General features: G+C 76.2%; 1 protein-coding gene. It reads right to left on the bottom strand.

All coding sequences use genetic code 11. The annotated features are described in order from the left end of the window. The coding region (locus GT042_RS21135) for an acyl-CoA dehydrogenase (protein WP_161310293.1) at positions 1-1,058 on the bottom strand (1,058 nt) is incomplete at both ends.

The following is a 1,058-nucleotide window of genomic DNA, read 5'->3' as shown; positions in this document are numbered from 1 at the left end:
GTCGGGGGCGGGGTGGTCGGCAGCAGGGTGGTCGGACGGGCCGGAGACGTGGACCCGGGCGAGTGCCTCACGGCCGGCGGTGAGCAGCACGGAGTCGTCCTGCGGGGTGTGGACCCGGGCGCACAGGACGTCCCGGTAGTGCCGCTGGAGCGGATTGGCCCGGGTCAGCCCGTGGTTGCCGGTCAGGGCGACGGTCTGTTCGACGGCCGTGACGGCGGCCCGGGTCGCGAGAACCTTGACGGCACCCGCCTGTTCGGCCGCCGTACGGTCCCCGCTGTCGACGCGCGCGGCGAGCGTGTCGACCAGGGTGTCCGCGCCGAACAGCGCGGTCTCGATCTCGCCCACGGCGCTCTGGAAGCGCGGCAGGGTGGCGAGCGGCGCCCCGAGGGACGTCGGAACACGTTCGTGGAGGAAGCGGGTGAGCCAGTCGCGGGCCGCGCCCGCCACGCCGAGGTACAGCGCGCTCAGCCCGAGGGCGTTCCACGCGCCCGTCTCGGGATCGGGACGGGCCCCGGGGGTCTCGCCCGCCTCGGCGAGGCCGAGGACGTCCCCCAGCGGTACGGGCACGGAGTCGAGGACCACGTCGTCGCTGCGGCTCGCGCGCAGGCCGACGTGGTCCCAGGTCGGTTCGATCTCCAGCCCGGGGCTGCCCGCGCGGACGACGAACGAGCCGACGCGCACGGGGTGTTCGTCGGTCCGCGCGAAGACCAACAGCCGGCTGAGGCCGACGGCCCCGGTGGAATAGATCTTCCGTCCGGTCAGCAGCCACCGGTCGCCGTCGCGGCGGGCGGTGGTGGCGGGGAGGCCGCCCCGTACCGGACTGCCCAACTCGGGCTCCACGCGGAGGGAGTTGACCAGGGCGGGGCCCTGGGCCGACTCGTCGAGGAGGTCCCCGTACAGGGCGGGCGGCCAGCCACCGGGGGTACGGGCCTCGGCCGCGTGGGTGAACAGGGTCATCGCCGCGACCAGCGCGACGGCGGGGTCGCCCGCGCCCAGCGCCCTCAGGATGCGAGCGGTGTCGGCGAGCCCCGCGCCGGGGCCGCCGTGCCGGGCGGCGA

Source organism: Streptomyces sp. SID3212 (assembly GCF_009865405.1).
In the GTDB taxonomy this organism is placed as follows: domain Bacteria; phylum Actinomycetota; class Actinomycetes; order Streptomycetales; family Streptomycetaceae; genus Streptomyces.
Note: the sequence above shows the minus strand (reverse complement) of the source record. Positions and strands in the feature narration are given on the sequence as shown.